Genomic DNA, 24,176 nt, shown 5'->3' on the forward strand with positions numbered 1-24,176 from the left:
TCATAACATCGTTGACGCACTTCCGGATTGTTGCGTCGAAGACGTTTTGACGTTTCTACGGTGGCATTTTGGCGAGCCGTAGCCTTGATATTTCTAGGCGTGAACAGCATCGACATAGCGGAGCAGGAAGGCGATGATCGTAGATCGGCGGCAGTTGCTAATTGGAGCCGGCGCGGCGTTGACGGCCGGGAGCAGTCCGGCATTCGCCGCAGGACTGGCCGAACAAAGTCGTGAGGCTCATCAATCCGAACTCTCCGGGAGGGGGTAGCGATATTCTCGCGTGAATTCTGGCGCCGGGCGTGCAGGAACTGATTGGTCAGCCCTACATCATTGAAACCAAGGCGGACGCGACAGGCTTGCTCGCGTCAGACTACGTCGCGCGCGCAAGCGCCGACGGCTATACCGTGCTCGCGAGCTCAAACGCATTTTATCAGAATCCGGCAATTCTGAAGTCGATGCCGTTTGACACCGTGCAAGCATTCGCGGGCGTGACAATGCTCGCCCAAGCCCCGGTGTTACTGGTGGTGAATTCGCAGGTTCCTGCAAAGAATTTGCCGGAACTGATATCGTACGCCAAATCCAATCCGGGGAAGTTGACGTTCGCTTCCGGCGGCATCGGTGCGTCGACTCACATTGCGGGCGTTCTTTTCAATATCTCCGCCAGCACCGACATCGTGCATGTGCCTTATAAATCCTCCGGGCCAGCATTGAACGATCTTCTGGGAGGGCACGTCACCATGCAGTTTGGCGGCATTAGCTCGGCCAAGCCTCATGTGGAGTCCGGCGCCCTTCGGGCTATGGCTCTCACCGGCACGAAGCGCGATCCTGGCATGCCGGATGTGCCGACATTCCAGGAACTTGGCGTCAGTGTCGATATCTTGAGCGTATGGAGCCGTCATGTGCCCGCCAGCACCCCATCGAGGTGGGCCGGAAGCTTCGCGATGTGTATGTTCAGGTGATGAAGAAGCCAGACATCAAGGAGCGGCTGACACAACAGGGGTTTGAGCCTGTCGGCAGTACGCCCGAGGAGCACGATGTTGAGACGCGCCGGCTAGTGACCTTGTGGAAGGAGCTGGCCAAAAAAGTGAAGTTGTAGGGATAGTCTTTCGTTCGATGACAGAGGTCAGACATATGGGCAGAGGGCGGCTCGATAATAAAGTCGCCATCGTCACTGGTGCGGGCTCAGTAGGACCCGGGTGGGGGAACGGTCGCGCCACGGCCGTCCTGTTCGCACGCGAGGGTGCGCGGGTACTCCTCGTTGATAACGATGCTTCCGCAGCGAACGAAACGGCACGCGCGATCGAAGAAGGCGACGGCGTATGCGCCGTTTGTGTTGCCGACGTCGTCGACGAACAATCCGTCCACGACATGGCGCAAGCGTGCGTTCGTCAATTCGGCCGTATCGACGTCCTTCATAATAATGTCGGAGGCTCCATCACCGGCGGGCCGGTCGAGATGTCGGCGCAGGCGTTTCGCGGCCAACTGGACCTCAACCTCACGAGCGTGTTCCTCACCTCGAAAGTTGTTTTGCCACAAATGGAAACACAAGGAGCGGGCGTGATCACAAACGTCGGCTCGGTTTCCGGTTTGCGGCATCTGGGGCACGACAACATAGGCTATGCATCGGCAAAGTGCGGGCTCATCCAATTCACGCGTCAGCTTGCGGTTCGCTACGGACGGCAAGGCATCCGGTGCAACACGATCATCCCCGGCTTGATTGATACGCCGTTGCTCGAGCATCGTGTGGCAAAGCAGTCGGGCCGGGCGGATTTGGCCACGCTGAAAAGCGAGGCGGCGCGGCGTGTCCCTCTTGGACGCCGCGGGGACGCGTGGGATATCGCTTATGCGGCATTGTTTCTCGCGTCCGACGAAGCGAAGTACATCACCGGGACGGAAATTCTCGTCGACGGCGGCTTTGTCGCGCGAAGCGCTTAGCGCGCGGCGAGGTAGCCTCGGCCTTAGCAACTTGGAGACGACCCATTCCACACATCGTGTTTCGAACGGCGCTCGACTTCCTTATTGAAGACCAAGGAAGGTAGATTCGATGATCAAACGCACCGGGCTGTATGAAGGTCTCCTGCACGAAGTGGTCGAGCACAACGGCATGCTTTATTTCGGTGGTGTGGTTGCTGAAGACTTGTCGTTGGACATGGCCGGCCAGACAAACGACGTGCTGCAGCAGGTTGATAAATTGCTGGCTATTCACGGCTCAAATCGCGACTGTATTCTATCCACAGTTCTGTACGTTCCGGATCTGGCATTGAAGCCGGCACTTAACGATGTGTGGAGGCGCTATTTCGCTTCGGATCACTTGCCGACGCGGGCCACGATTGGGGGCGTCGACCTTGGCCCGGGTGTACTTCTCGAACTTGTTTTAACCGCCGCTGTTGAGCAAGCTTAGGTGTGACGGCCCTCAAGGCCGCGGGCGATCTCGTCGGCCGCCGTCGCCAGCGTCGGACCGAGTTTTTCGAGCAGCTCAAGCGGCATACGATGCGTGGGGCAAGACACCCCAACACTGCCAAGAACACCGCCTATCCGGCCAATCGTCTCGGCGCTGCGCACCACGATCGCCGCCGCAATGGCGGACACGCCCATGTTCCATTCCGACATCGCGAGTCCGTAGCCGCGTTCCCGTGTCAGCCGTACCTGTTCGAGCACGGCGTCGCGGTCGGTGAGCGTGAATGGCGTGTAGCGTTGCAGCGGCCCGTCCAAAATCCTATCCACGATCTCGGGCGATAATTTCGATAGGATCGAACGGCCCGCCGCCGATGCATGCAGCGGCGCCTGAACTCCCAATTGTGCAAAAGTGCGCACTGGATGCGTGCTGTCGAGCCGCTCGACGAGCACGGCAAAATTGCCCTCGAATAACGTCAGGTTCGTCGTCTCGTTCACCTCCGCTCGGATGCGATGCATGACGGGCAAAGCGGCATCACGCACACCGTCCAGTCCGGCCGCGCGCATGCCGACGACCAGCGGCTTCGTGGTCAGCCGCCAGCGAGTCACCTCGCCGTGGGTCGAGCGAATCCAGCCGCCTTGAGCCAGCGTGAGAAGCGCGCGCTGAACGGTACTCTTGGGCAGCTCGAGAGCCCGCGCGATTTCGCCCACGCCGACCGGCTGGCGTTCGGCGATAGCTTCGAGGATTTCAAACGCGACCAGAACGCTGCGCATCGCTTGACAACCCTGGAGGCATTCGCAACCTTATCAAAATGATACGCCGTGCCACATCATGGCACAGTTAGAAGGGCTCTGGTCGCGTGTCCAGGGATTCTCGCGACATTCTTAGGAGAGGCTGGATCGCCGATCGATGCGCCTCCGCGGCGCTTCGGACGCGAGCGGCGCAATTCAGATGAGCAATAGGCTCGGCAGCGAACGATGGAAGAAGGGGTATCACGGCATGGAAAGAGCAAAGCGAATTCTGGCACTCCTGATCGTGATAGGCGGTTGTCAGCTGCTGACGCCGATCGGCGTCAATCGCCCGGCCAGCGCCCAGCAAAGGACAGACATCGTCGTCGCTCAGTCGCCGCTACTGCAGCGCTTTGATCCCATCAACCAGATCACGACCACCGACTATATGGTGCACAGCCTGATTTATGATGGGTTGGTCAACCTCGGCCCCGATGGTTTCTATCCGGCGCTGGCAACCGAATGGAAAGTCAGCCCGGATGGCATGACCATCGACTTTACGCTCCGCAAGGACGTCAAATTCTCCAACGGAGATGCCTTCACCGCGGAAGACGTCAAGTTCTCGTTCGAAGGCATTCTCAGCGAGAAGAGCACGCACGGCTATCGCCGGATCTTTGTAGATTCCCTTCGTGAAGTCGAAGTCGTGGACCCACTGCATGCGCGGTTCCATATGAAGCAGCCGTGGGCCGCCTTCTTCGAAGAAACGCGGGGCGGCGCCATGCAGGCGATCATCCCTCACGCCTACTACAAAAGCGTCGGGCCCGAAGGGTTCGAGAAAAAGCCGGTCGGAACGGGGCCCTATAAGCTCGACAGCTTGAAGGCGGGCGAATGGACGCGCTACGTCGCTAATGAGGGCTACTGGCAAGGGCCGCCGGCCGTCAAAGCCGTCACGCAGAGACTCGTGAAAGAGCCATTCACGCGGCTTGCCCAGGTGCAGACCGGAGAGGCCGACATCGCCGCAGGCATTACCGGTCCGCTGCTGCTGCGGGCGCGCGAAACGTCGGGATTGCGGGTGATTTATTCGCGCTACAACGGCACCAATTCGCTCCAGTTCCAAAAGGGCACTAATCCGCTCTTCAAGGACAAGCGCGTGCGCCTGGCGATTGCGCATGCACTCGATCGCGCCGCGATGTCGCAGTCGATTTTGGCCGGACTTTGCGAGCCGGCCACGCATTTCTTCACGCCGGCAACCTTCGGCTTCGATGCGAGCCTGAGCCAAATCCCCTACGACCCCGCGCGTGCCAAACAACTTTTGGCCGAAGCCGGATTCAAGCCGGGCTACGAAACCGACTTCATCATTCATTCCGAGGAGTTCGCTTCGTCGCCCGGAGGGCCGGAAATGCTGGAAGCCATCGCCGGCGCCATGGAGCAGCTTGGCTTCAAGCTGAACCGCAAGCGATGGGACACCGCCGCCTATCTGCGCGCGCAGCGCGGCAATTTGTTCACTGGCGTCTTCTACGGCACGTCGGTGATGCCGACCGACGGCGGCGGCTTGATGTCGAGCTACTACATCACCGGCAGCATCCCCAACAATGGTGCGATCAGCTTGCCGGAGTACGATAAATTTTATGCCGATCAGCTGAAGGAGACGGATCCGAAGAAGCGCGTGGAGATCCTGCACCAGTTCACCAAGCTCGAGCGGGAAAACGTCGAAGCCATACCGCTGTTCTGGTGTCACTATTCGTTCGTGCTTGGGCCACGCGTACTCGAGATGAAGCCCGGCCGCGGCAGTGCCTATCACCTCAATCTGAATCAGGCGAAGCTGGCCAAGTAACGGCGAAACGGAGCCACCTGCATGTCCCGCAGATTCATCCTGCAACGCCTGCTGCAGATGGCTCTCACGCTGTTCGGACTCAGCGTCATCGTCTTCGCGCTGGCCCGCCTCACCGGCGATCCCGTATCGCTGATGCTGTCGCAGGAAGCGACGCCGGAGGATATCGCGCGCGTTCGCCACACCCTCGGCCTCGATCAGCCCTATCTGGTGCAATACCTGCACTTCGTCCGGCTGGCGGTGGTCGGCGATCTCGGCACGTCCATCACCTGGAAGGCGCCTGTTTCGGCGTTACTCATCGAACGTTTTCCGGCCACGATGGTGCTGGCTGGATGCTCGATGATCTTTGCCGTTCTGCTGGCCCTGCCGCTCGGTATCGCCAGCGCCGTACGGCGCGACAGCTGGCTCGACACGGGCGGCAAGCTGGTGGCCCTTGTCGGCCAGAGCATGCCGACGTTCTGGATTGGCATGGTGCTCATCCTTCTCTTCTCGCTCAAACTGCCGCTGTTGCCGTCGTCGGGCTACGGCACGGTCGCGCACGTGGTCTTGCCGGCAATCACGCTCGGCAGCTTCGTCGCAGCTTCGATTATGCGCATCACACGATCATCGATGCTCGATGTGCTCGCGACCGACTACATTCGCACGGCGCGCAGCAAGGGCCTGTCCGAGCGCAGGGTCGTTTGGGACCATGCGCTACGCAATGCCGCCATCCCGATCCTAACCATCACGACGCTGCAAGCGGCGATGATTCTACGCGGAGCGGTCGTCACCGAGACCGTGTTCGCTTGGCCGGGCATCGGCAAGATCGCGATTGACGCCGTGTACAATCGCGATTTCCCGCTGGTGCAGGGGGCCGTGCTGTTCATGGGCGCGCTGCTTGCGGTGGTTAACCTGGTTGTCGACCTGCTCTATGCCGTATTCGATCCGCGCATTCGTCTGATGGGCGGTCGCAATGAGTGAGACCGTGGAGGCCGATACCGGATCGCAAGAGACAACGGGGAAAGGCCGCGGACTTGCCGGTCGGCTGTGGCGTTTGCCGCTGCTTCCGTTGCTCATTGTGCTCGTCGTCGCGGTGTGCGCGATCGGCGCTGATCTGATCGCGCCCTTCGACCCGGGCCGACAGAGCCTGCGCGACTTTCTGTTGCCACCGAGCCACGCCCATCTCTTTGGTACGGATGCGCTCGGCCGCGACGTATTCAGCCGGGTCGTGCACGGTGCGCGCGTGACGATGATCGTCGGACTGGCCTCTGTACTCCTGGCCGGTGTGATCGGGGTTGCGCTCGGACTGATATCCGCAGTGGCGCGTCCGACGATCGGCGAGGCGATCATGCGTCTGGTCGACACGGTGTTGACGCTCCCTGCGGTGTTGGTCGCGCTTTCGGTGGCTGCGACTGTCGGACCAAGCCTTATCAACGTCATCCTGATCATCGGATGTCTCTATTGGGCGTACTTCGCGCGGATGGTGCGCGCCGAGGCCCTGATGCTGCGCGAGAAGGATTTCGTTCAGGCCGCGATCTCGATCGGCTGCTCGCCGTTTCGCCTTGTGCTCGTCCACTTGGCGCCGAACCTGATGAATACGGTCATCGTCGTCGGCACGCTCCAACTCGCCTCGGCGATCTTGCTCGAATCGACCCTGTCGTTTCTCGGCGTCGGCGTGCCGCCGCCGGCGGTCACCTGGGGCACGATGGTCGCTGAGGCCCGTCCCTACGTCTCAATCGCATGGTGGACCGTGACGCTGCCGGGCCTCGCGATCATGGCGACGGTGCTCGCAACGAACCTGCTCGGCGATCGCCTGCGCGATGCGCTCGACCCCCGCCTGCGCGGCCGCTAAGGGCAGGCGCTGCCAACACACCTGAAGGAGCGAACGTGAGCACGATCACGTCGGCATTCGCCGAGTTCGTCTCGACCCTGCGTCTGAATGCGATCCCAGCCGAAGTGCGAGCATCGTGTCGGCTAGGCGTGCTCGACACCATCGGCGCCGCGCTCGCCGGCTCCGATGCCCCCGGCACCGGCGCGGTATTGAGCTGGTGCGCAGCCGCGGGCGGTGCAGCGCAGAGCACGTTGATCGGTCACGGCATCCGCCTCCCGGCGGAGAGCGCAGCGATGTTCAACGGAACAGCCGCGAGCGCACTCGACTACGACAGCTATGATGCGGGCAAGGGCTACTTGCACACCGACATCGTTGTCATTCCGGCCGCGCTGGCCGTCGCCGAAGCTATCGATGCCGACGGCGCCCGGCTGCTCGAGGCGATTGTCGCAGGCACCGAGGTCGCGACCCGCATCGCCCACACGATCGGCGAACGCAAGGGATGGTATCTGACGTCGGTGCTGGGCCCGCTCGGAGCCGCGGCGGCTTCAGCGAAGCTGATGGCGCTCCCGCCCGCGCAGGTGCGCCACGCCCTCGGCATCGCATTCGCGCACTCGGCCGGCACGCATCAGTCGATCATGGAGCAGGGGCTGACCAAGCGGCTGCATGCGGGTCTGGCCGCCCGCGCCGGCGTCACGGCGGCGGGCCTTGCTCGACATGGGATTACGGCGCCGGCCGAAGTGATCGAAGGCCAATACGGATTTTACCGAATGTACCAGGACGGCGATCCGGACGGGATCACCGATGGTCTCGGTCGTCAGTTCTCTCTCGCCGGCAAGGTGTTCAAGAAATATCCAACATGCGCGCTGACCCACGCCGCGCTCGATGCCGCCGCCGCGCTCCGGCGCGACCATGGGCTGGAGGCGGCGAAAATCGGAGCGGTCACGGTCCGCATCACACCCTACATGGAGCGCCTCGTCGGCGGGCCCTTCCAGCCGGAGGACAATCCGCAGGTGTCGGCGCAATTCAGCCTTCGCTATTGCGTCGCCTCGATGCTGATCCGCGGCAAGCTCGGCTTCGACGAACTGGAGACCCCGGCCGTCCTCGATCGTGGCGTGCGTGAACTCGCCGACCGGATCGACTTGAGGACCGAACTCGATGGCGAGATGGAGCCGGCCATCGTTGCCGTTGAGGTTGCCGGATGCGGCAGGGTGACGTCCGCCCCGGCTGCCATGCCGGGCACGCCCGAGCATCCGCTCAGCGCGGAGGATCTCGAACGAAAATTTCGAGATTGCACGCGGCGCGGACACGGCACCGTCGCTCCCGCGCGCGCCGAGACGTTCGCCGAGCGCGTCTCCGCGCTCGAAAAGCAATCCTCGGTCCGCAGCCTGCTTGCTCTCTTGGCTGACGCGTGAGGCCCGGCGTCAGGACGCCGAGCGCACCGGATACCAGTTGTCGGTGTCGACAGCGGTCAAGAAGTCCAGCAGCGAGCTATTGAACCGATCGGGCTCCTCAAGGCTGATGGGGTGGCCCGTGCGCGGAAACACTTCGAGCCCGGCGCGTGGCATCATCTTCTTCATATAGAAGCTCGCTTCGAACGCCGGTTCGTCTTCATCGCCAAGAATGATAAGGGTCGGGATATCGAGCGTCTTGAGACGGTCTCCGAGGGTCATGATGTCGGGGCGCTGCTTGGAGGTCGCGCGTGCCGTGTTGGCCATGCCGACAGCGGAATACTGATGGTAGCGGCTCTTCCATTCGGCCCACGCCCGCGGGTCCTTCCGCTTCGTCTGCGCCCAAGATTCGGTATAGGACTGCCCGCGGGGGCCGTTCATGCCTTCGCGATCATAATCGTCCGCCAGCTTGTCGAGCGCGGCGAGCCACGTCTGGCGCGGTTTACCGCTGCCGTAGCCCGCGGCCGCGAAGGCCAGCGAATGCACCCGGTCCGGATATTTCATGCCAAAGCTGAGCGATATCTCCCCGCCCATGGAGAAGCCGCAGATGTGAGCCTTGTCGATTTTGAGCGCGTCGAGCAGGCCTTTCAAATCCTCGACGACGATGTCGAAGCCGTACTTTGAAACGTCCTTTGGCGTGTCAGATGGTTCATAGCCGCGCATGGAGAATGAAACGGTTCGATAGCGGCGGGAAAAATAGCGCAATTGCGGCTCGTTGCGGCGGAAGTCACTGGCATAGCCGTGAACGAATATCAGTGGCCGGCCGGTCCCGGCCTCCTCGTAGAAAAGCTCGACCCCATTCACCGGAATTTTCGGCATTGATACCTCCAGAAATTCGCTGCCCTGCGCGCGCTAAGCGGCCTTACGCGGTTGACATTCGAACCTGCGGTTCGCATTGTCAACGAAGTTGGAACGCCGTGCCGTCGCACGGCACGAGCGCAAGGTTACAGCCGACATGACCGTCTCCAGCCATAAGGTCGGCGTGCTCCGCTATGCGCCTGCGGTCCAATGGGAAGGTGCGCATGCCGAACAGACGGCGGTCTTTGTCGTACTCGCAGACGCTTACGGGGCCCGCGGCGCTAGCGTGACATGGGCGGACTCTCGGTCGTCGAAGGGCTTAGCGCTAACGATCGCGGCTTGGCTTGACGAATTCTCGTCGCGTCTCGATCCCGACCAGCACCCTGAAGGCGCCGCGCCGCTGATCAATCGCATGCGCCGGCTCGGCACTTCGTTTCTCGCCGTGGCCGCGATCGACAATGCGCTGTGGGATTTGCGCGGACAGCGCGCTGGCAAATCGGTTCACGCTTTGCTCGGCTCGCATCATCAATCATTGCCTGCGCAAGGAGCGTCCCGCCGCGAACTTGGGCTCGCCTCTGCGGAGTCGATCGCGGAACTGATGCACGATGCGAAGGCCGAGGGCCTGCTGGCCTTCAAGCTGCACCTGTGGGGCGATCCGGCGCGCGACATGGCCGGCGTGCGCGCGTTGCGCACCGCGATGGGGCCGGACTACGGGCTCGTTCTCGATCCCATGGGACGCTACCGCCTCGAGGATGCCGTGACCGTGGGCCGATGCCTCACAGAGCTCGGCTTCCTTTGGTTTGAAGACCCGATCTCCGCGGAGGATCATGCGTCCTACCCGGCGCTCACCAGCCGGATCGCCATCCCGCTCGCTGGTGCCGATGCGCTTCTATGGAGCTGGAACGACTACGCGGCCGCGATCGCGCGCAACGCGCCGCAGATCCTCCGATTAGATCCGGGTCGGCATGGGATCAGCTTCTGCCACAGCTTGGCTCAACTCGCCGAGGCGAAGGGTCTGCGCGCCGAGTTTCACAGCTTCGGCCCGGAGCCATCATCGATTGCGGCTCTCCACTGCGCCGTCGCGCAGAAGGCAACCTCCTATTATGAAGTCTGTCACCCGCAGGCCGATTTCGCGGTGCCGGGCATTCGCACGCCGTCCACGCTGTCCAAAGCCGGCAGTGTCTCGGCTCCGAGCGGCCATGGATTGGGATTGGAAATCGATTGGGCGGCTCTCGAAAAGCGCGCCGAATGGATCATCGCGGTGAATTGAGCGTGCAGCACGGAAGACGGAAGCGTGCCATGATGACCGAGATCAAGAAACGCCCCGCATTCTAGCGGCAGCGGATTCCGACATTTACGGTTGCCGCACGGCCGCACACGCGAGGCTGGTATCGCAGGGAGACAACGGCAAGTGGAAGGTCCGGCGCTCACGGCAGATCGACCCATCTTGGAGATCGACAATCTCAAGACGTATTTCTTCTCACGCTCAGGCGTCGTGCCGGCTGTAGACGGAATGTCGTACTCGCTCCGCCGGGGTGAAATCGTTGGCGTTGTCGGAGAATCTGGTTGCGGCAAGAGCGTGACGGCGCTGTCGGTGCTCGGCCTTATCCCGCCGTCAGACGGCCGCATCGTCGGCGGCCGCATCCTGTTCGAAGGCCGCGATCTCGTACAAGCCGGCGACGAGGAGATGCGTGCCATCCGCGGCAACAAGATCTCCATGATATTCCAGGAACCGATGAGTTCGCTCAACCCGGTGCTCACCATCGGCCGGCAGATTAGCGAGACGATCTGCCTGCATCAGGGCCTCGACCGTAAGTCCGCGCTCGACAAGGCCGTGGCAATGCTGCGGCTCGTCCAAATTTCCGAGCCGGAGCGGCGCATTGGCGAATATCCGCACCAGCTTTCCGGCGGGATGCGCCAGCGCGTCATGATCGCGATGGCGCTGGCCTGCAATCCGCAAGTACTTTTGGCCGACGAACCGACCACCGCTCTCGATGTCACGATCCAGGCACAGATTCTTGATCTGCTCCTCGATCTGCGCAGCCGGCTCGGAGCCGCGATGATCATGATCACCCACGATCTCGGCGTGATCGCGGAGATCGCCCAACGGGTCGTCGTCATGTACGCCGGACGCAAAGTAGAAGAAGCGAGCGTCGTGGATCTGTTCGATTCGCCGCAGCATCCTTACACGCGCGGGCTGCTACAGTCGGTCCCGAAGATCGAGGACGCGCGCCGCGATGCTCCACTCGGGCGGCGGCCAAGGTTGACTGAGATCAAGGGCAGCGTGCCGTCAGTCAACAATCGACCAAAAGGCTGCCTGTTCGAGCCGCGCTGTACGTTCGCCACCGACGCCTGTCGCGCTGCCTATCCACCGCTGGAAGCGAAGAGGCCCGGACACCTGGCGGCCTGCTGGCATTCGGACCGCGTGAGCGGAGCGTCGGCATGAGCGGCGCGGACGACGCAGCGCCGCCGCGTGCCCCGGCAATTCCCGTCCTTCGGGTTGCTGACCTCAGAAAATATTACGCCGTCGGCGGCGCCGCTCCGGTAGGCGTGGCGAACTACGTGCACGCCGTCGACGGTGTGAGCTTCGAGATCGGCGTGGGCGAAACGCTTGGGCTCGTCGGCGAGTCCGGTTGCGGCAAGTCGACGGTCGGCAAATGCATCATGCGCCTCGTCGAGCCGACGGGTGGGTCCATCGAGCTTGCCGGTGAAGATATCACGCGCCTTCGCCGTCGCGACCTGCAGCCGGCTCGGCGCCAGATCCAGATGGTCTTCCAGGATCCTTATTCATCACTCAATCCTCGCCAAACGGCTGAGACCGTCGTCGGTGAGCCGATGCTGGTGCACGGGACGGCAAGCGGCCGCGAACGGAAGGAACGCGTGAGTGCGCTCTTCGATGCGGTCGGGCTCAGACCGGAGCAGATGAGCAAATTCCCGCACGAGTTTTCTGGCGGGCAGCGCCAACGGATCGGCATTGCCCGCGCGCTTGCGCTCAATCCAAAGCTGATCGTGTGTGACGAACCGGTCTCGGCGCTTGATGTCTCGATCCAGGCGCAGGTTCTCAACCTTCTGATTGAGCTGCAAGACAAGCTGAAACTATCTTACCTCTTCATCGCGCACGATCTCGCGGTGGTGGCGCACATCAGCCACCGCATCGCCGTGATGTATCTCGGTCGCATCGTCGAGATGGCGCCCAAGGCGGCACTCTTTGAACGGCCGTTGCATCCCTACACGGAGGCGCTGCTGTCAGCCGTGCCGCTGCCGAATCCGCGTGCGGAGCGCGGCCGCCGCATCATCCTGAAAGGCGACGTTGCGAGCCCCATTCATCGGCCCACGGGATGTCATTTCCACCCGCGCTGCCCTTATGCATTCGACCGCTGCAAGCGGGAAACGCCGGCACTGCGGCCGGTCACCAACGGTCATTGGTCCGCGTGCCATCTCAACGAAGGGGGCGCCGGCTCGCAGCCGGCTTTCTCCGGGATGACCGCCGCAACCGACGCCGCTCCGTAAGACCGCGCGCTCACCTATTCCGCTAGACATCATCGTTCGAAGGGAGAATCACATGGATCTCGAGCTCAAGGGCAAGGTGGCCATCGTCACCGGCGCCAGCCGCGGCATCGGCAAGGCGATCGCGCGTGAATTGGTCAACGAGGGCGTCCATGTCGCCCTGGTTTCGCGCAGCGCAGCCAGTCTCGATCCGTCGGTGGCCGAAATCGCGGAGAGCGCTTCTGCTGGTGGCGGAAGCGCGCGTGGCTTTCCCTGCGATACGACCGACGACGCCTCCGTCAAGGCGATGGTCGACGGCGTCGTGAAGGCGTTCGGGCGCGTCGATGTTCTGATCAATTGTGCGGCCAAGCCGAGCGGACAATCACGCCCGCCGAAACTGGCCGAGATCACGACCGAGGAATTCTGGGACCATATGAATACGAAGGTGATGGGCTATCTGCGCACCGCGCGGGAGGTGGCGCCGCATATGATCAGGGCCGGCTCCGGACGCATCATCAATGTCAGCGGCCTCGGCGCACGTGTGACCGGCACGACGATCGGTAGCATCCGCAACGTCGGCGTGGCCGCGCTGACGAAGAACCTGGCCGACGAGCTGGGCGAGCACGGCATCTCGGTCGTTTGCGTTCATCCCGGATTGACCCGCACGGAAGCGACGCCGGGCGTCGTCGCCGCGCAAGCCAAGGCGCAGGGCATTCCAGAGGTCGAGGTCGAGAAGCGCATGGCGGGCCGCAACTTGCTGAAGACACTGATAGGTGCCGAGCAGATCGCCTATGTGTGCGTGTTCCTTTCGTCGCCGAAGTCGGTCGCGATCAACGGCGACAGCATCGGCGCTGGTGGCGGAATGCCGGGCGCCATCTTTTATTGAGAATCGTGTCGTAAGCCGGTTGAATGATCGGGCGTAGGCAGCAAGCGCCTCTTTGCCTGGCTGACAACCTTTCGCTGCTTCATCGAATCTGCGGATCGGATCAGCGCCCTTACGGCTCCGGGTCCTCGGGACACCGCTCGTTTGCTCCGCGAGCTTATGTGTCTGGGCATAGGTAAAGACTGATTTCGCGCAACGCTGAAAACTTTGCCCGGTTTCCCCGCTATCCATCCACAATTCAAACGTCGCTACTTCCCCGCCGTGCGGGCTTGGCTTGACCAGCACAACGGAGTCACCGGCAATGCCTCAACCTTCAATTCTGACGCCGAGGACGGACCGGAAAACTTCGATGCCCCCGAGAGGCGCCAGACCAGGGTTCAAGCGCGGCCGCCATAGCCTGCCGGACTGGATCGCCAGTCAGGTGGTCCGAGACCACATGGGTTTCCCCGACAAATGCATGCCGCTCCCTCCGGACGCCGATGGGGCCGAGCTCGCGCGCCTCTGCCGGAAATACACGGAAGCGCGAAATGTCGAGAAAAGCGAACTCGACCTCGTGATCACCTTTCAGCAATTCCTGAACGAGCTGCTTGATCGCGTCGATCTCAACACGCTTTAGCGGCTTGTAGACGTGAAAGACCAGGCGGACGCGGTCGCGCGGCTGCCAATTATTATCTTTGCGCACCGTATCGATCGTCGTCTTGAGGCTTGCGAGCAGCGCGTCGGCGTAATTCTCGAACTCGACCTCGCGCGTCTGTCCCCAGACGAGATAACGGCCTGGAATACGGTGGTGATACCCACGAACCGTGACTTCGGCCCGAAGCGGCCTTCGCTGACCTCGGTATAGCCCAGCTCCAAGACAAGCTCGTGCGTCGCCGGCATCCGGGTCGAGATCACGAGGGTCAGGCACTGTGGCTTCGTCGGGGGGCTCCTGGTTGCGCGCGTTCGCGGAGATGACACTGAAGAATTTCTAAATCAGCCTCTTACGAAAACCGTACCAACCCCGTGTAGTCGGAAGGTTTGGAGACAAATGGGTCACGAGAGAGAATTTAGGCGCTCAGTCGGCATGCCGCAGTACGGAGCTTTGTGCGCGAAGCCCGTGATTATTGGCAATTTCAGCGCGCCAAAACCGAACGGAGAAGGTTAGTCATGGAAAACTGGCGGCGGACGTAGTCAGCTGCGAACTTGTCTCCACGAAATTCCCGGTTTTGCGGGAAAAAAACAGGGAAAATCGTGAAATTCGACGCCGTTAATAGCCTTTGCGCTGTGATTTTGTACGACAGCTCAATGCCTTGCTGACGTTTTCCCTGTCGCTCGTAACAGGGAAAGTTCTCGCGGTATCAGGGAAAAAATGTTGCGTTACAGGCAAGCGGTAAGCGTCAAGGGTAAGCGCCAATTCCTCGCACACTTGTTGTCGTTGGTCTCGGACGCGATCTGTTCTCGCCGGCAAATTTGCGGGTGAGGAGATGGAGATAGCCTCGAACTGGATTGCGTCGCGAGTGCGTTATGGAGAGTCCTTTTGGCGGGCGCATCATGAAGCGTGGCGCCGCAGCGAGTTGAATCAACGTGAGTATTGCGAGGCTCACAAGATTCCGCTGAAGGCGTTCGGCAATTGGCGCGCGCGGTTCAAAGCGCAGCCCCAGCCGCCGCAGCGCAAGCTGCTGTATCGGCGCGGTGGCCTAAGTCATGACGCAAGTCATACGCTTGGTCATATGACGGACGCCCAGCCGATGGCAGGGCCGATCGTGCCGCCGGCCTGCGAGGGCTATCGGCGCCGGTTCAGCGAGACGGACAAACGTCGGATCCTTGCGGAGATGATGCGGCCGGGTGCGAGCCTGTCCGCGGTGGCGCGTCGCTATGGGATTGCGGCGCGCGTGCTATTCCACTGGAAGCAAGAGCGGACGGCTTCTGCCGCGCCGATGTTCGTCACGGTTGGCTGAGACCGTTGCATGCGCGGCTGACTGCGCGCATGTGTTCGCCTCAAACAAGATCTTTGCCGACGATACGCCCATCCCGGTGCTCGATCCCGGCCGAGGCCGTATCAGCACCGGCCGATTGTGGGCCTATATCCCTCAATACTCCTGCCGAAGCGTGGTCCTCGTTGCAGCAATCTGGTCAGAACAGACCAGTTGGATAGCCAACTAGCCCACACTGTCAGGTAGCCCAGTTTGGTGAAGCATCTCGCGACCTTGTACATATTTCGAATCCGTTCTCTTCCGGCGGTCGACGGTTCGAACACATTTCGAGTCTGTTCAATACAGGGTTGGGAAACATGATCGATTTAAGCCTGAAAAATGCGACGCTTATCACACACGAGGGTGGGATCCAGGCGACGGTCAATCTTGATGAAGGAAAGGTTCACTCCATCGGCGGCCCGCACGAGATGGTTGAGGCGACCGCGATACTGAATGCCGAGGGTTGCTACATTCTCCCAGGCTTAGTGGATGCGCATGTCCACTTCCGCGATCCCGGTCTCGCGCACAAGGAGGGCGTCGAGAGTGGATCGGCTGCGGCTGCGGCTGGCGGGGTAACCACCGTCATGATTATGCCCACCGACATCCCGATGACGGCAACCCAGCGAGACGTTGAGCAGAAAGTCGAGATAGGCCGGCAGGCCCACGTCGACTACGCAATCAGCGCAATTGTCGGTGGTGATATGAGCCATATTCCGGCACTCGCAAACGCTGGTTGCTGCGCCTTTGATCTTTTTCTGGCCGATGTTCCGGAGCCCTATCGCATCAAGATCTGGCAATGCTCATGCAAGCCATGTCCGCGATTGCTGAAGTTGGAGGGATCGCCGGTGTGACGCCCGCAGAGCACACACTGGTTACGTTTCTCACACAAAGAGCGATAGAGCGCGGGGCCAAGGCGCCGATCGATTTTGCGCGTTCGCGTCCCCCGGTTTCAGAATCGGCGGGAGTAGCGCTTGCGTGCGAAGCTGCGATCGCCACAGGATGCCGACTGCATCTGAGACAGATCAGCTGCCTACAATCCGTTGACGTCATCCGTCACTACAAAAGCCGTTCAGATGGTCTCATCTCCGCCGAGACATTGCCGCACAATCTCTTCTTGAATGAAGCTGATCTGCTAAGGCTCGGACCGACAGCGAAGATGTCGCCTCCTTTGCGAGATTCGAAACATGCCGATGCACTATGGGAGGGATTGAAGGACGGTACGATCGATATTGTCGTAACGGATCATGCTCCGCATCTTCTTTCGGAGAAAGCGAAGGGGGCCGACAACATTTGGGATGCTCCTTCTGGGATACCGGGTCTCGAGACACTTCTTCCGGCGATGCTGGAGCGCTGGCGTGAAGGTGATATTTCCTTGCCGCAGATTGTTCGATGGCTTGCTCACGCTCCGGCGGAATTGTTCGGGCTTGCGAAGGGGCATTTGAGTCCGGGGGCAGACGCGGATTTTCTCATTCTCGATCCACGCAAGCCCGGCGTGATTTCCGCGGAGAAGATGTTCACGAAGGGAAAATATACACCCTTCGACGGACGCGCCACCGCCGCTACGATCACGCAGGTGTTCTTGCGGGGAAAGACCATTTTCCACAACGGAGGCTTGGCCGGCCCCCCATGCGGCCGCTTCATTCGCCCAATGCGATGAGCGGCGAAGCTAGATCTACGAGGTGTTCGATCTGAGAGTGGCGAAGGAGGGGGCCACATCTGTCGCTTCGGATCCCATCCGAAGCAACTCCGAAACCAATTGACGTGCGCCGAGACTCAAGGGTTGATCTCTCGCGTGACAAGCGACGATACGGAATTGGGACAAGATGGCGGGCGCATCTACAATGCGGATGTGTGCAACGTCCGCGCCATCGATCAAGCGGGCAGGCTGGTAGCTCAGACAGTCCGATCGCCGCAGATGGGCAAGAAGGTAGGTGATTGAATCCGTCGAGATAATTTTCGTCGGAAGTTCGATGCGCTCTGCTTGCAGCAAAGGCACAATACTGCTGGAAGCATGGAAGTCGCGACCCACATGGACCCAAGGGTAAGTCACGATCTCGGCTAAGCGCACGTCATTGCGAGCTGCAAGTGGGTGTCCGTGCCGCGCAACGACAGCATAGTCCTGATTCAAGAGTTCAATAATTTCCAAGGAAGACATTTTGGAGCGTCGCGACAAGGACGTGATGCAAAGGTCGAACGCGCCATTCAGCGTTGCTTCAAGCAGTACGTCGCTGACGCCGCTCGATATTTCGATCTTTAAATTCGGGATGAGTTCGAGAAGGTGGCTGATAGCAGGCGGAAGAATGCCGCTTACGACATAAGAATCGGCGCCTACTCTCAAATTGCCGACCTTGCCGACTGCAAGTGCCGACAATTCATTTTTGGCTGCTTCTATCTCCGCAAGGATGCGCTGGGCAAAGGGAGCGAATGCTTCTGCGAAGAATGTTGGTTCCAATCCCCGGGCGCCGCGCTTGAATAGCGTCACGCCCAGATCGGCTTCCAAAAGCTGAATGGTCTTGGTCAGTGCTGGCTGCGTCAAATTCATTTCATGCGCAGCCTTAGTGATCGAGCGGTACGTGTGGGCCAAAAGAAACGCCCGAATGCTCCGCGTACGCATTTGCGCCTCGTGCAATGCGGGCGACCTCGATTGACGTCAATCACCTCACTAGCTGTGTGCCAGATTTGAGATGGCACTTCTGGTGGAGACGCTCCAAGAAGGTAGCCCAGAATGTATAGTCAAATGTTATCATCCCGTCTTTCCGGACGGAAGAGAATTGATTGGCGGTATCGTTCCTATGATATTCAGTTATTTCGATGATCCTTAAAAGTAATATTTGGTCTAGATGCTTTAGATACTCGCAAATATTGGTAGATATTCCATTTAGCTATGACCGTATAAATTGGTTTCACTTGCAGCCCACGAAAATGTGGGAAATCCTCCCCCTAATAGTCGATTGCGATGACCTGTGTGGGGGATACCGTGGAAGCTGGCTGGGCGAACTATGCGGAGCAAATCAAGACCTCTCCGGTAGCTGCGGGATTGTCATCTGTCACGGAGAGTGAAGTCCGACGCTTCTGCTCAGCGCTTCTGCGTGCGAATGGCGTGAGCGGGGAGGATGCGGACCTCGTCACAGACGTTTTTGTCCAATCCGATCTGCGCGGCGAAGAATCTCACGGCATCCGCCTTCTGCTGCAGGTGATCTACCGTATCCGAGCGGGCGGGGATCGCCCCAATGGGAAAACGATCGTGGTCAGCGATCGTGGTGCCACGGCGCTGCTCGACGCCAACCGTGGCTTAGGTCAGGTCGTGGCTGCGCACGCGATGAATGTCGCTATAGAAAAAGCGCGCCAGTTCGGGATCGCCATCGTGGGCGTTCGCAACGCAAACTCCTACACATCCGCCAAATACTATCCGTTGATGGCTGCCGAAGAGGGCATGATCGGCATTACGTACGCCAACAGTGGCGTGCAATTGGTTGCTCCGCACGGAGGTCGTAAGCCACTGGTCGGCACAAATCCGCTTGCGATAGCAGCGCCTGCCAAAACGAAGTATCCGTTCGTGCTCGACATGGCAGTGAGTACCGCCATGGAAAAAGTCTTTCAGGCGTTTGAGCGCAAGGAAAGCATCCCGACGGGATGGGCGATCGATGCCGACGGGAACGAAACAACCGAGCCTGCGAAAGCTCTTTCCTCCCGTGCGCTCCTACCGTGGGGTGGATACAAAGGATTCGGTCTGGGGCTGGCGCATGAAATTCTCACGTGCGTTTTGATGGGCGGACAATTGTTTGGTGCTGGTGGCAGTGGCTTTCTGCCACACGACAACCCGATGAACGTCAGTCAGACATTTATCGCTATCGATATCGCCCATTTCATTCCTCTTGATTCGTTCAAGGAGACGATGGATCAGGCGTTGGGAGCTGTGCAGCAGACCGAGGCGCGGCCGAGTTTCGATCGTGCCTACTATCCCGGCGAAAAAGGGTTTTTCGAACAAGCGCGTCGCGAACGTCATGGCATACCGATCCAGAATCGCGTCGTAGCCGAACTGAACGCATTAGCGGAAGGAAGCGGCGTCCCGGCACTTCGCGTAAAGCCTCAAGCCTCGGCGTAAAAGTCAGGAAAGTCTCTCTGAGGACACCGACCTACATGCTGCAAGTCAACGCTGAACGGCTGCTGTCGAATCTGCGCTCACTCGCGGCGATAGGCGGATGCGGCTCCGGCGTTAAGCGTATTGCGTTCTCTGAGGAAGATGTCGTCGCGCGGTTGTGGCTGGTCGATCGCTTTCGAGAAGCCGATCTCGATGCAGGCATGGATGGGGTAGGCAATGTCTATGGTTTGAGCAAGGCGCCGAACCGAAGGCTTCTGATCGGTTCACACACCGATACTGTCCCGAGCGGAGGCTGGCTCGACGGCAGCCTCGGTGTCATCTTTGCGCTGGAGATCGCTCTGCGACTGCGCGAAGAAAATCGTCTCGAGGAGAACGGCGTCGATGTCGTCTCTTTTGCCGACGAGGAGGGAACATATTTCAGCTGGCTTGGTAGTCGGTATGTCTGCGGAGAGATGACGGACGCGAAATTCGATGCGGCCCGTAACGCTGCGGGCCGGCCATTACGAGAGGCCCTTAAAGCGCTGCCTTCGCCGTTCGGGCCATCGCTCAGCCTGGATCGCTATTGCGGCTATTTTGAAAGCCACATCGAGCAGGGACCCTATCTCGAACGAACTGGGAATTCGATTGGAGCGGTGACCTCAATCGTTGGCATTCGCAATCATATCGTGCGTTTTTTCGGGCGGGCCGATCACGCTGGGACGACGCCGATGTCGATGCGCGAAGATGCCAGCCTGCAGTTGTTCGATTTCGTGACAGCCTTTCGTCAAGCTCTCGAGGAGAACGCATCGTCCGAATCTGTGTGGGTGTTCGGCAATGCGATGTTTTCGCCAGGGGCTAGCAATGTCGTTCCTGCGCAAGCCGATCTTCTCGTTCAATATCGTGATCCGAATCCCGATATTCTGGCTAAAATGGACGCGCTTATGAAATCCGCATTGCGCCGCGTCGAACGACAACATCAGCGCGCGACGCAAGTAACGACAATTATGGAATCAGAGCCTGTCGCGATGGACGCCAATCTCCGTCATGAGATTGCTGCCGCCGCCAAAGATCTCGGCGTTTCCTACGCTGATATCCCGAGTGGCGCGGGTCATGATGCTGCAGCGATTGGCGCGCATCTTCCGACTGCTATGCTTTTTGTGCCGAGCAAGGGCGGACGCAGCCACACTTTCGAAGAAGATACCGATGAGCGCGATATCGTTGTCGGTGCCAACGTTGCACTGAACGCCGCGTATAGAATTTTGCAGAGATAGCCTCGAGTGGTGACTTTTCGACGAGCGGCAGTCCCCGGAGAGGTTGGCGAAGGTCAAGATACATCACAGGAGGGGAAGATGATGATGTCTCGCGGTCTGTTAAGTGTTCATGGTTTCATCTTGCGGTTTGCCATGTTGGCAATCGTGGCTGCGGTCGCAACGGTGAGTTCAATGAGCCACGCGAATGCGCAGTCACTCGACGAAATTTTGAGCCGGAAGAAAATTGTCGTCGGTCTCATTCAAGATTTTCCCCCTTTCGGCTTCATCAATGCTGAGCAGAGGCCCGCCGGCTATGATGTCGATGTCGCGCAATTGATGGGAAAATATCTCGGGGTTGATGTCGAGTTGGTCCCGGTGTCCGGCGCGAACCGCATTCCGTATCTGTTGTCGAAACGAGTCGATATTCTTGTGGCCAGCCTCGGCATTACCCCCGAGCGGGCCAAGCAAGTTGTGTTCACAATTCCCTATGCTGCGACGCAGTCGACAGTCATTGCGCCAGTCTCTACGCGGATAAAAACACTCGACGATCTCGCCGGTATCCGTGTTGCTGTTGCGCGCGGCAGTTCAAACGACATCTTCATCTCGAAGATGGCGCCAAAGGGCATCAATCTCCAACGTTTTGACGGAGAGGGCGTGACCAGCCAAGCATTGCTTTCGGGGCAAGTCCAGGCGTTGGTCATGACCAACACCATGCTTCCGTCTGTTTTAAAGTCGGCAGGGGACAACAAACTGGAATCGAAGATCGTGTTACAGCAGCAGGAGAACGCAATTGCGCTGCGTCGCGACGCAATGGAACTTCGACAGTGGATCAATACCTTCATTTACTACATCAAGAACAACGGTGAGTTGGATGCGATCCATCGCAAATGGCTGGAAGCTCCGCTGCCGACCTTGCGCACCTTCTAAAGGATGTCTCGCACTGACCTCGCCCGTATATTGGTAGATGCAGTTGTCGCATGAATTATACCTTTCAGTTCGGGCAGGTCTTTGCGCACTTCAATGAGCTGCTGTGGGGGGCGCTGCTAACGTTGCGTCTCTCCGCTTTGTCGATGGTGCTGGGGCTTCTGATTGCGATTTTAGCAGCGCTTGGGCTGACATACGGAAATCGGCTCGTCCGTACCTTGATCACGGCGTACGTGGAAGTCATCCGGAATACGCCTTTTCTTGTGCAGATCGCGCTCGTCTTCTTCGGCTTGCCGTCCTTCGGAATCCGGCTTGATCCCAACCAAGCCGGTCTTTTGGCGATGGTGATCAACATCAGCGCCTACTCGACAGAGATTGTCCGCGCCGGCGTCGAGAGCATTACGCGTGGGCAAATTGAGGCTGCAATTGCACTTGGTCTGCGCAACCTCACTATTTTTCGCCTGATTATTTTGCCTCGGGCATTGCAGATCGTTTACCCGGCGCTCACGAGTCAGTTCGTTCTTGTGATGCTGAGTTCAAGTGTTCTTTCGACTATCTCAACGGAGGAGCTGACGGCAGTTGCGAACAACATCGACTCCACGACATTCCGCACAATTGAAGTCTATCTCGTCGTCGCGGCGATGTATTTCGTGCTTTCGATGATTTTCTCGCTTCTCTTTCACGTGCTTTACAAATTCTATTTTCGCTCAATTCCCGCTGCGCGAGGCTAAACAGTGCGGCATCTCACGAGCAGTGATTTTATTTTTCTTATCATGTCGGCTTGATGGACGCTCCTGCTGTTCATCATCGCCGTTCTGGGAGGCAGTATTCTCGGGCTGCTTCTTGTGGTTCTACGTATATCGTCCCGCCGGATGCTGAGTGGATTTGCCATCGCATATATTCGTTTGGTGCAAGGCACACCGCTTTTGATCCAGCTTTTTCTTGCGCTTTTTTTACGGGGAATTTTTGGACTCCGTCTTCATCCACTGACCGCTGCCTCTATTGCACTCAGCATTAATGCGTCGGCATTCCTGGGCGAAATCTGGCGCGGTAGCGTTCTGGCTGTAGGGCGTGGGCAGTGGGAAGCGGGTTCAGCGTTGGGCCTGCGCCATTTTCATCGATTGTGGCTCATCGTTCTTCCGCAAGCTGTGCGGATATCGATCCCGCCGACGGTCGGATATCTCGTGCAGTTGATGAAGGCCACATCTCTCGCGTCGATTATCGGATTCGTAGATCTGATGCATGCCGGCCAATTGCTCATCAATGCGACGGCCCAGCCGATGCTGATTTTTTCGACTGTTGCCGCTGTCTACTTCTGCCTCTGTTGGCCTTTATCGTTTCTCAGTCGGCGACTGGAATTGAAACTCGCGGAGCGGCGCTAGGTGCACAACAGTCAACTCAGGGAGTACCCAACGTGAGTTCAAGTTTGATCGATCTGCGATCCGATACCGTCACGAAGCCGAGTGATGGCATGCGGGCGGCGATGGCGAGCGCGTCCGTTGGAGATGATCAGTACGGGGAGGACCCCTCCGTCAATAGCCTTCAGGAGCGAGTGGCCAGTCTCCTCGGCAAGGAGAAGGCACTATTCTTCCCGAGCGGGACGATGACAAATCAGACTGCGCTCAATGTTTTGACGCGGCCGGGTGACGATGTCCTGATCGGTGACGAGGCGCATCTGGTTTGGCACGAGACTGGCGCCGGAGCGATGAACTCGGGGGTCCAGTTTACCGTCATCGGAGAAGGCGGACTGTTCACAGCCGACGACGTCGTCGAGGGATGCAAGGTCCGCGATCACATCGTCTTTCCACCGACTACTCTCGTCGTGGTGGAGAATACGCATAATCGCGCTGGCGGGGCGGTTTTTCCGCAAACTGACGTAGAGAAGGTTCTTTCAGCGGCCCGCGCGTTGAAACTGGCCGCCTATCTCGATGGCGCGCGATTGTTCAATACGGCGGCCGCGACAGGACAGACGCTGCAGGCTCTGGCAGCCGGATTTGATCTAGTCGGCGTGTCGCTTTCGAAAGGCCTCGGTTGTCCGGTGGGAAGCATGTTGGCTGGGTCATCGGATGCCATCCGTGCGGCCGTGCGTGTGAGACGCCGCTTTGGCGGCGCCATGCGCCAAGCTGGCATTCTTGCCGCTGCCGCTCATTATGCACTCGATCACAATCTTAACCGTCTTTCCGAAGACCATGAGAACGCGAGGCGCATTGGGGAGCACATCAATGGCGCCCCACGCATTCGCTTCGACCTTAGCAGCGTTCAGACCAACATGGTTCTGTTCCATTTGGAAGCCCGCGACAACAGTGCAGAGGCTGTCGCTGCAAAAGCGCGCGAGCAAGGAGTGCTGGTAGCGCCGTTTGGTCCAAGAACCATTCGGATCGCGACGCATCTCAACGTTGATAGACAACAGTGCGAGCGCGCCGGTGAAATCCTTTCCAAGATTTTGCGCAGTTGGTGACAGAGCTAGGCTCCATACTCAATTGTTGTTGCGTGCTGTGATTGGTCCTGATTCCGTGAGGTCTGGGAGGATTTCCGGATGTCGAGGAAGCGAGAAGTCTATTGGCTTTCGGATGCGGAGTGGGAAACGATC

Annotated in this window: 24 protein-coding genes and 1 pseudogene; 21 read left to right on the forward strand and 4 right to left on the reverse strand. The window is 59.6% G+C overall.

The window, feature by feature from the left end:
* The first annotated feature begins 299 nt into the window (after positions 1 to 299).
* The 3 genes from AB7F49_RS28670 (at position 300) to AB7F49_RS28680 (ending at position 2,401) form a co-directional block, all read left to right on the forward strand.
* Positions 300 to 959, forward strand: coding sequence for a tripartite tricarboxylate transporter substrate-binding protein (locus tag AB7F49_RS28670; protein ID WP_428528793.1), 660 nt, complete (start codon positions 300 to 302; stop codon positions 957 to 959).
* Positions 960 to 1,113: 154 nt separating this feature from the next.
* Complete coding sequence (locus AB7F49_RS28675; protein WP_428528796.1) at positions 1,114 to 1,935, forward strand: SDR family NAD(P)-dependent oxidoreductase; 822 nt, start codon at positions 1,114 to 1,116, stop codon at positions 1,933 to 1,935.
* 109 nt (positions 1,936 to 2,044) lie between these two features.
* On the forward strand, positions 2,045 to 2,401 hold the full coding sequence (locus tag AB7F49_RS28680; protein ID WP_428528798.1) for a RidA family protein: 357 nt from the start codon (positions 2,045 to 2,047) through the stop codon (positions 2,399 to 2,401).
* Here the strand turns inward: AB7F49_RS28680 and AB7F49_RS28685 are convergent.
* Entirely contained in the window at positions 2,398 to 3,168 is a 771-nt protein-coding gene (locus AB7F49_RS28685; protein ID WP_428528800.1) for an IclR family transcriptional regulator, read from the reverse strand. The two genes, AB7F49_RS28680 and AB7F49_RS28685, sit on opposite strands and share 4 nt — an antisense overlap.
* A gap of 178 nt (positions 3,169 to 3,346) precedes the next feature.
* Here AB7F49_RS28685 and AB7F49_RS28690 point away from each other — a divergent pair, with 178 nt between their 5' ends.
* Genes AB7F49_RS28690 through AB7F49_RS28705 form a run of 4 tightly spaced genes read left to right on the forward strand, consistent with a single transcriptional unit; the run spans position 3,347 to position 8,176 of the window.
* Positions 3,347 to 4,957 (forward strand): ABC transporter substrate-binding protein, encoded by a 1,611-nt coding sequence (locus tag AB7F49_RS28690; protein WP_428528802.1) that lies wholly within the window; start codon positions 3,347 to 3,349, stop codon positions 4,955 to 4,957.
* A gap of 21 nt (positions 4,958 to 4,978) precedes the next feature.
* A complete protein-coding gene (locus AB7F49_RS28695; RefSeq protein WP_428528804.1) occupies positions 4,979 to 5,914 on the forward strand; it encodes an ABC transporter permease in 936 nt (311 codons plus the stop codon).
* Positions 5,907 to 6,785 (forward strand): ABC transporter permease, encoded by an 879-nt coding sequence (locus tag AB7F49_RS28700; RefSeq protein ID WP_428528806.1) that lies wholly within the window; start codon positions 5,907 to 5,909, stop codon positions 6,783 to 6,785. The genes AB7F49_RS28695 and AB7F49_RS28700 overlap by 8 nt, the downstream gene beginning before the upstream one ends.
* Positions 6,786 to 6,820: 35 nt before the next feature.
* The gene (locus AB7F49_RS28705) at positions 6,821 to 8,176 is read left to right on the forward strand and encodes an MmgE/PrpD family protein (protein WP_428528808.1); all 1,356 of its coding nucleotides are present in this window, start codon (positions 6,821 to 6,823) and stop codon (positions 8,174 to 8,176) included.
* Between the two features lie 9 nt (positions 8,177 to 8,185).
* Here AB7F49_RS28705 and AB7F49_RS28710 read toward each other — a convergent pair whose 3' ends face one another.
* A complete protein-coding gene (locus tag AB7F49_RS28710; protein WP_428528810.1) occupies positions 8,186 to 9,031 on the reverse strand; it encodes an alpha/beta fold hydrolase in 846 nt (281 codons plus the stop codon).
* Positions 9,032 to 9,167: 136 nt separating this feature from the next.
* Here AB7F49_RS28710 and AB7F49_RS28715 point away from each other — a divergent pair, with 136 nt between their 5' ends.
* From AB7F49_RS28715 to AB7F49_RS28730, 4 genes are all read left to right on the forward strand, one after another.
* Positions 9,168 to 10,280 carry an enolase C-terminal domain-like protein gene (locus tag AB7F49_RS28715; protein ID WP_428528812.1) on the forward strand — a complete coding sequence of 371 codons (1,113 nt, stop codon included), beginning with the start codon at positions 9,168 to 9,170 and terminating at the stop codon, positions 10,278 to 10,280.
* Positions 10,281 to 10,421: 141 nt separating this feature from the next.
* Positions 10,422 to 11,456: an ABC transporter ATP-binding protein gene (locus AB7F49_RS28720; protein WP_428528814.1), complete on the forward strand. Its 1,035-nt coding sequence runs from the start codon at positions 10,422 to 10,424 to the stop codon at positions 11,454 to 11,456.
* On the forward strand, positions 11,453 to 12,520 hold the full coding sequence (locus AB7F49_RS28725; RefSeq protein WP_428528816.1) for an ABC transporter ATP-binding protein: 1,068 nt from the start codon (positions 11,453 to 11,455) through the stop codon (positions 12,518 to 12,520). The genes AB7F49_RS28720 and AB7F49_RS28725 overlap by 4 nt, the downstream gene beginning before the upstream one ends.
* 52 nt (positions 12,521 to 12,572) lie before the next feature.
* Complete coding sequence (locus AB7F49_RS28730; RefSeq protein ID WP_428528818.1) at positions 12,573 to 13,382, forward strand: SDR family NAD(P)-dependent oxidoreductase; 810 nt, start codon at positions 12,573 to 12,575, stop codon at positions 13,380 to 13,382.
* A gap of 310 nt (positions 13,383 to 13,692) precedes the next feature.
* Here AB7F49_RS28730 and AB7F49_RS28735 read toward each other — a convergent pair whose 3' ends face one another.
* A complete protein-coding gene (locus AB7F49_RS28735) occupies positions 13,693 to 14,286 on the reverse strand; it encodes a hypothetical protein (protein WP_428528820.1) in 594 nt (197 codons plus the stop codon).
* A 556-nt stretch (positions 14,287 to 14,842) separates the two neighbouring features.
* Here AB7F49_RS28735 and tnpA point away from each other — a divergent pair.
* The 4 genes and pseudogenes from tnpA (at position 14,843) to AB7F49_RS28755 (ending at position 16,988) form a co-directional block, all read left to right on the forward strand.
* The gene (gene tnpA / locus AB7F49_RS28740; RefSeq protein ID WP_428528821.1) at positions 14,843 to 15,316 is read left to right on the forward strand and encodes an IS66 family insertion sequence element accessory protein TnpA; all 474 of its coding nucleotides are present in this window, start codon (positions 14,843 to 14,845) and stop codon (positions 15,314 to 15,316) included.
* Positions 15,310 to 15,443 (forward strand): annotated as a pseudogene (locus AB7F49_RS28745) (IS66 family transposase); the annotation flags it as partial. The gene tnpA and the pseudogene AB7F49_RS28745, both read left to right, overlap by 7 nt.
* Positions 15,444 to 15,648: 205 nt before the next feature.
* Positions 15,649 to 16,182: an amidohydrolase family protein gene (locus AB7F49_RS28750; RefSeq protein WP_428528823.1), complete on the forward strand. Its 534-nt coding sequence runs from the start codon at positions 15,649 to 15,651 to the stop codon at positions 16,180 to 16,182.
* The gene (locus AB7F49_RS28755) at positions 16,134 to 16,988 is read left to right on the forward strand and encodes a dihydroorotase (protein ID WP_428528825.1); all 855 of its coding nucleotides are present in this window, start codon (positions 16,134 to 16,136) and stop codon (positions 16,986 to 16,988) included. The genes AB7F49_RS28750 and AB7F49_RS28755 overlap by 49 nt, the downstream gene beginning before the upstream one ends.
* 15 nt (positions 16,989 to 17,003) lie before the next feature.
* Here the strand turns inward: AB7F49_RS28755 and AB7F49_RS28760 are convergent, their stop codons facing one another.
* Positions 17,004 to 17,945, reverse strand: coding sequence for a LysR family transcriptional regulator (locus AB7F49_RS28760; protein WP_428528827.1), 942 nt, complete (start codon positions 17,943 to 17,945; stop codon positions 17,004 to 17,006).
* 363 nt (positions 17,946 to 18,308) lie between these two features.
* Between AB7F49_RS28760 and AB7F49_RS28765 the strand changes: the two genes are divergently transcribed.
* The 6 genes from AB7F49_RS28765 (at position 18,309) to AB7F49_RS28790 (ending at position 24,044) form a co-directional block, all read left to right on the forward strand.
* Positions 18,309 to 19,436, forward strand: a complete 1,128-nt coding sequence (locus AB7F49_RS28765; RefSeq protein ID WP_428528829.1) for an Ldh family oxidoreductase — start codon at positions 18,309 to 18,311, stop codon at positions 19,434 to 19,436.
* Positions 19,437 to 19,471: 35 nt separating this feature from the next.
* Entirely contained in the window at positions 19,472 to 20,683 is a 1,212-nt protein-coding gene (locus AB7F49_RS28770) for a hydantoinase/carbamoylase family amidase (protein ID WP_428528830.1), read from the forward strand.
* 78 nt (positions 20,684 to 20,761) lie between these two features.
* Positions 20,762 to 21,589, forward strand: coding sequence for a transporter substrate-binding domain-containing protein (locus AB7F49_RS28775; RefSeq protein WP_428528832.1), 828 nt, complete (start codon positions 20,762 to 20,764; stop codon positions 21,587 to 21,589).
* A gap of 50 nt (positions 21,590 to 21,639) precedes the next feature.
* A complete protein-coding gene (locus tag AB7F49_RS28780) occupies positions 21,640 to 22,317 on the forward strand; it encodes an amino acid ABC transporter permease (protein WP_428528834.1) in 678 nt (225 codons plus the stop codon).
* 63 nt (positions 22,318 to 22,380) lie between these two features.
* Positions 22,381 to 22,968, forward strand: coding sequence for an amino acid ABC transporter permease (locus AB7F49_RS28785; protein WP_428528838.1), 588 nt, complete (start codon positions 22,381 to 22,383; stop codon positions 22,966 to 22,968).
* A 44-nt stretch (positions 22,969 to 23,012) separates the two neighbouring features.
* Complete coding sequence (locus AB7F49_RS28790; RefSeq protein WP_428528836.1) at positions 23,013 to 24,044, forward strand: threonine aldolase family protein; 1,032 nt, start codon at positions 23,013 to 23,015, stop codon at positions 24,042 to 24,044.
* The last annotated feature ends 132 nt before the right edge of the window (positions 24,045 to 24,176 follow it).

Origin of the sequence: Pseudorhodoplanes sp. (genome assembly GCF_050250235.1) — a bacterium.
GTDB lineage: Bacteria > Pseudomonadota > Alphaproteobacteria > Rhizobiales > Xanthobacteraceae > Pseudorhodoplanes.

What these genes read in the sequence shown, in the direction of transcription:
- AB7F49_RS28675 (WP_428528796.1), top strand. Translation starts at nt 1,114, where the DNA reads ATGACAGAGGTCAGACATATGGGCAGAGGGCGGCTCGATAATAAAGTC.
- AB7F49_RS28690 (WP_428528802.1), top strand. Translation starts at nt 3,347, where the DNA reads ATGAGCAATAGGCTCGGCAGCGAACGATGGAAGAAGGGGTATCACGGC.
- AB7F49_RS28710 (WP_428528810.1), bottom strand. Translation starts at nt 9,031, where the DNA reads ATGCCGAAAATTCCGGTGAATGGGGTCGAGCTTTTCTACGAGGAGGCC.
- AB7F49_RS28775 (WP_428528832.1), top strand. Translation starts at nt 20,762, where the DNA reads ATGATGATGTCTCGCGGTCTGTTAAGTGTTCATGGTTTCATCTTGCGG.
- AB7F49_RS28725 (WP_428528816.1), top strand. Translation starts at nt 11,453, where the DNA reads ATGAGCGGCGCGGACGACGCAGCGCCGCCGCGTGCCCCGGCAATTCCC.
- AB7F49_RS28700 (WP_428528806.1), top strand. Translation starts at nt 5,907, where the DNA reads ATGAGTGAGACCGTGGAGGCCGATACCGGATCGCAAGAGACAACGGGG.
- AB7F49_RS28760 (WP_428528827.1), bottom strand. Translation starts at nt 17,945, where the DNA reads ATGCGTACGCGGAGCATTCGGGCGTTTCTTTTGGCCCACACGTACCGC.
- AB7F49_RS28715 (WP_428528812.1), top strand. Translation starts at nt 9,168, where the DNA reads ATGACCGTCTCCAGCCATAAGGTCGGCGTGCTCCGCTATGCGCCTGCG.
- AB7F49_RS28695 (WP_428528804.1), top strand. Translation starts at nt 4,979, where the DNA reads ATGTCCCGCAGATTCATCCTGCAACGCCTGCTGCAGATGGCTCTCACG.
- AB7F49_RS28680 (WP_428528798.1), top strand. Translation starts at nt 2,045, where the DNA reads ATGATCAAACGCACCGGGCTGTATGAAGGTCTCCTGCACGAAGTGGTC.
- AB7F49_RS28685 (WP_428528800.1), bottom strand. Translation starts at nt 3,168, where the DNA reads ATGCGCAGCGTTCTGGTCGCGTTTGAAATCCTCGAAGCTATCGCCGAA.
- AB7F49_RS28755 (WP_428528825.1), top strand. Translation starts at nt 16,134, where the DNA reads ATGCAAGCCATGTCCGCGATTGCTGAAGTTGGAGGGATCGCCGGTGTG.
- AB7F49_RS28770 (WP_428528830.1), top strand. Translation starts at nt 19,472, where the DNA reads ATGCTGCAAGTCAACGCTGAACGGCTGCTGTCGAATCTGCGCTCACTC.
- AB7F49_RS28780 (WP_428528834.1), top strand. Translation starts at nt 21,640, where the DNA reads ATGAATTATACCTTTCAGTTCGGGCAGGTCTTTGCGCACTTCAATGAG.
- AB7F49_RS28730 (WP_428528818.1), top strand. Translation starts at nt 12,573, where the DNA reads ATGGATCTCGAGCTCAAGGGCAAGGTGGCCATCGTCACCGGCGCCAGC.
- tnpA (WP_428528821.1), top strand. Translation starts at nt 14,843, where the DNA reads ATGGAGATAGCCTCGAACTGGATTGCGTCGCGAGTGCGTTATGGAGAG.
- AB7F49_RS28750 (WP_428528823.1), top strand. Translation starts at nt 15,649, where the DNA reads ATGATCGATTTAAGCCTGAAAAATGCGACGCTTATCACACACGAGGGT.